Raw genomic sequence first — 3894 nt, forward strand, 5'->3', positions numbered from 1 at the left:
AGACCAGTACGATGGCGAGTCCCGCCTGCCAGCCGAACCCCAGGCCTCTCTCACCCTCGGAACAGACGTAGACAAACAGAAAATTCTCCCCCATACCCGCCGCAAGCGCGATCGGGTATCGGGCGAGTAGCCCCATCAGCAGCGTCGCCACGGCCGCTGACAGGCACGTGGCCAGCATGACGTAGCCAGAAGACATGCCCGCCCCCGACAGGACCGCCGGCTGCACGAAGATGATGTAGCTCATCGTTGCAAACGTGGTGAGGCCGCCGACAATCTCGCGGCGCAACGTGGAACCCGAAGCTTCGATTCCGAAATACCGGTCCAAGGCGTTCATGCTGCATCCCCGACTTTTCCATCAAAAAACAATACTACGGCGTGGTCAGGTATGCAAGCCCCGTGCGGTCTCGACGCCGTGCGAAAGAGCCTATACAAGAAGCACTTCGACGATTCCGCGGCGATTATCCGCGAGTCTGGCGACCGGTGATCAGATTGGTTACAGACGCCAGCGTCTTGGCGAAATGGCGTCTCCAGGAACCACACACGGAGGCGGCACGTCAATTGTTGTTCTGCCCCCATACCTTACACGCGCCAGCCTTGATGGCCATTGAAGTGCATAACGTCATCGTAAAGAAGCGGCGCCGGAACCAAGTCATTCATGTCGAAGCATGCCGTCTTCGCAACGAGACCCGGTCCCTTTCCATAGTTTATGTCCCGGACATGCAAGTGCTTGCTTTCGCTTTCGACATTTCTCTCAACGAAGACTTGACCATGTGCGACGCTCTTTACACCTCTGCATCTGCGCATCTGGACGCAACGCTGGTAACAGAGGATGCGCGGCTGTACAGGGCCGTTGCCTGCGCGCCATATGCGCCGCGGGTCGTCTGGGTGGAAGACACACTCGTCTGAATCCTGCGTTCGCATGCGCATACGCGGCCCGTGGTCTCTCCGAGCGTTTACGTTCCCCTCTGTCTTATCGCGCAGAAGTGTGCTATCGTGTCTGTCATGCGGGAAGGCAGGGGGCCGCGGCGCGGGCGCGTATGCGCGTGCCCGCGGGAGACGGTGCCCGCCACAACAAGATGGAGGGAGACGCAATGGAAGACTTTCTGGCCTTTCGCAAGATGTTGACGCCGGTCATCATTCAGGTCGTTTTCTGGCTAGGCGTGGTCGCGTGCGTGCTTGCCGGACTGGTTTCACTCTTCTCCGGCGCGCCTCTCGCGGGGCTGCTCATGATGGTGTTCGGGCCGGTGGCTGTGCGCATATACGCGGAGCTGCTCATCTTGTTGTTCAAGATGAACGATACGCTGACCGACATTAAGAACGCGGTCGAAAAGACAGCGAGGAATCAACAGGGCCTGTGAGGATTGTCGCGGACCAGAACATCCCTTACGCCCGGGATGCGTTCGGCCTTCTGGGCGAGGTCATAACGGTCCCCGGGCGTGCGATGGCGCCCGGCATCGTGCGGGACGCGGACCTGCTCATTGTCCGCTCCATCACGAAAGTGAGCGAGGCGCTGCTCGACGGGTCGCGTGTCCGTTTCGTGGGCACGTGCACGATTGGCGAAGACCACATCGACAAAGCATATTTGTCCTCGCGCGGCATCGCTTTTTCGAGCGCGCCGGGCTGCAACGCGAACAGCGTAGCCGAGTATATCGTCGCGGCGTTGCTGGCGCTCGCGGAGCGGCACTCGTTCTCGCTCGAAGGCAAGTCGCTCGGCATCGTGGGGGTCGGCAACGTGGGCGGGCGCGTGCTGCGCAAGGCCGAGGCGGTGGGGCTGCGCTGCGTGCTGAACGACCCACCCTTGCTGGAACGGACGGACGACCCCATATATCGACCGGTCGAAGAAATCCTCGACTGCGACATCGTCACATTGCACGTGCCGCTGGAAAAGGGCGGGACGCATCCCACGTGGCATCTGGCGGACGAGCGGTTCCTGCGCGCCATGAAAACCGGCGCGCTTTTCTTAAACACGGCGCGCGGGGCGGTGTGCGACAACACAGCGCTCAAGGCCGTGCTTGAAAGCGGTCGCCTGCGGGGGGCCGTGCTTGACGTGTGGGAGGGCGAGCCGCAAGTGGACATCGAGTTGCTGGAGCTGGTCGATATAGGCACGCCGCACATTGCGGGCTACTCCTTCGACGGCAAGGTCAACGGAACCGTTCAGGTTTACGAAGCCGCTTGCCGCTTCCTGGGCATTCCCCCGGCCTGGGACCCGGCGCCGCTGCTCCCCGAACCCGACATGCCTGAGGTAACGGTCTATTCCGACGAACCGGACGCGCTGTCGCGCACGGTGCGGGCCGTCTACGACATCATGCGCGACGATGCGGCCATGCGTGACCTTCTCGGGATGCCGGACGCCGCGCACGGCGCGTATTTCGACCGTTTGCGCAAGGAATACTGGCGCCGGCGCGAGTTCCAGAATACGCGCACGTGTGTCAGCCCGCCGGACCAACGCCTGGAACGGCAATTGGCCGGAATCGGTTTCCGCACATCCGCGCCGGCATGACTACAGTTTCCAGGGATTCAAGACCCGCGCACCGGTGGGAATGACGCCCCCTCATTGCGCGTTACGGCCACCAGGTTCGCGGCGATTGCCGTGGCGCCCAATAACCCGTCAATCGTTGGCACGGTCTGCCGGCGCCGGTCGACCTCGGCCTGGATCAGCCCCCATGTCAGCGCCACTGCCTCATCGACAGGAAGAATCCTGCCCGCGAAGCGCGGGCGCAAGCCGCCATCCAGCCAATGCTGGACCGCATTTTGCCGCTTCGGACCGGCGAGTCTTGCTATACCCTTTTGAATCTCCCCGAGCGTCAAGACGCTGACGTACACATCTCCCTCTTCGCAACTGTCCAATCACGCCACCACTTTCGGGTTTGGCCTGGATTTGGCCATTTCCGAAATGACGCAGGTATCAATCAGGTATTTCACGAGTCGCTCTTTCGCGGCGCGTCCTTGGCCCGGTCCAGTTTGGTCCCCTTGAGTGGAGCAACTCGCAAGAACTCCACGAGGCTCTACCGCCCGCGCCGGGTCACGTGCTGCGGCCCCTCGGCAACAGCCTTTTCCACCACTTCGCTGAACCGATTCTTAGCGTCCTGCAATTGCCACGTGTTTGACATTGTCTGTACCTCGGGGCTCTTTCTGGCTAGACTGTCTAGAATGTGTGCTCGATGCGCACCGGACGCAATCCCCCGGTTGCCATGCCCCCGGTTGCCATGGCGTTCCCGGCATCTGGAGCATCCGCCACTTGCCTTCCCAAACAGTGTAGAAGTACTATTCTCGCGGCATCCGGAAAAACCCGATTGCGGCCTCAGGGCCGCGCGAATCCAGGAGAATGCGCCGTGTTTTCGCATATCAGCGAAAACGGTTTCTTGAGCGATGACGCCATCCGCGCAGCGGTGCGGGAAGCGCTTGACGCGACGCCGCTGGACGGCAAGCGCGTATTGTTCATCATTCCGGACCATACGCGCAGCATGCCGATGTCCGCGATGTTTCGCGCGGCGTGGGACGCGTTGCGCGGGCGCGCAAAGAAGATGGACGTGCTGATCGCGCTAGGCACACACCCGCCCGAACCGGACGACGTCATCTTTCCGCGCCTGGGCATCACGCCGCGCGAGCGCGAAACGGTGTACGCGGACCTGGGCATTTACAACCACGAATGGAACAACCCCGCGGCACTCGCGCGCGTAGGGACTCTAAACGAAGCGGAAATCGCCGAACTCTCCGAAGGCCGGATGCGCCAGCCGGTGGACGTCCTTGTGAACCGGCGCGTCCTAGACTATGACCTCGTATGCATTATGGGGCCGGTGTTCCCGCACGAAGTGGTCGGGTTCAGCGGCGGCAACAAGTACTTCTTCCCGGGCGTAGCCGGTGCGGACATCTTGAACCTCTTCCACTGGCTCG

At 61.8% G+C, this 3894-nt stretch carries 7 protein-coding genes; 4 read left to right on the top strand and 3 right to left on the bottom strand.

The features are described 5' to 3' along the window. Window positions 1–334 (bottom strand): NCS2 family permease (locus tag KA184_23500; protein ID MBP8132556.1); only part of this gene is annotated, 334 nt, incomplete at its 3' end. Window positions 335–480: 146 nt separating this feature from the next. On the opposite strand from KA184_23500, the gene KA184_23505 reads away from it, so the two are divergent. The 3 genes from KA184_23505 (at window position 481) to pdxB (ending at window position 2500) form a co-directional block, all read left to right on the top strand. Then, window positions 481–906, top strand: a complete 426-nt coding sequence (locus KA184_23505) for a type II toxin-antitoxin system VapC family toxin (GenBank protein MBP8132557.1) — start codon at window positions 481–483, stop codon at window positions 904–906. 185 nt (window positions 907–1091) lie between these two features. After that, entirely contained in the window at window positions 1092–1358 is a 267-nt protein-coding gene (locus tag KA184_23510; protein MBP8132558.1) for a DUF4282 domain-containing protein, read from the top strand. Then, window positions 1355–2500: a 4-phosphoerythronate dehydrogenase PdxB gene (gene pdxB, locus KA184_23515; GenBank protein ID MBP8132559.1), complete on the top strand. Its 1146-nt coding sequence runs from the start codon at window positions 1355–1357 to the stop codon at window positions 2498–2500. The genes KA184_23510 and pdxB overlap by 4 nt, the downstream gene beginning before the upstream one ends. 17 nt (window positions 2501–2517) lie before the next feature. Here the strand turns inward: pdxB and KA184_23520 are convergent, their stop codons facing one another. Both KA184_23520 and KA184_23525 read right to left on the bottom strand, forming a co-directional pair. Then, window positions 2518–2823 (bottom strand): PIN domain-containing protein, encoded by a 306-nt coding sequence (locus KA184_23520; protein ID MBP8132560.1) that lies wholly within the window; start codon window positions 2821–2823, stop codon window positions 2518–2520. A gap of 182 nt (window positions 2824–3005) precedes the next feature. After that, window positions 3006–3110 (bottom strand): type II toxin-antitoxin system prevent-host-death family antitoxin, encoded by a 105-nt coding sequence (locus KA184_23525; protein MBP8132561.1) that lies wholly within the window; start codon window positions 3108–3110, stop codon window positions 3006–3008. 222 nt (window positions 3111–3332) lie between these two features. Here KA184_23525 and KA184_23530 point away from each other — a divergent pair. Beyond that, window positions 3333–3894: DUF2088 domain-containing protein (locus KA184_23530; GenBank protein MBP8132562.1), on the top strand; the 562-nt coding region annotated here is incomplete at its 3' end.

The sequence above is a fragment of the Candidatus Hydrogenedentota bacterium genome (assembly GCA_018005585.1).
Taxonomy (GTDB): Bacteria; Hydrogenedentota; Hydrogenedentia; order Hydrogenedentales; family JAGMZX01; genus JAGMZX01.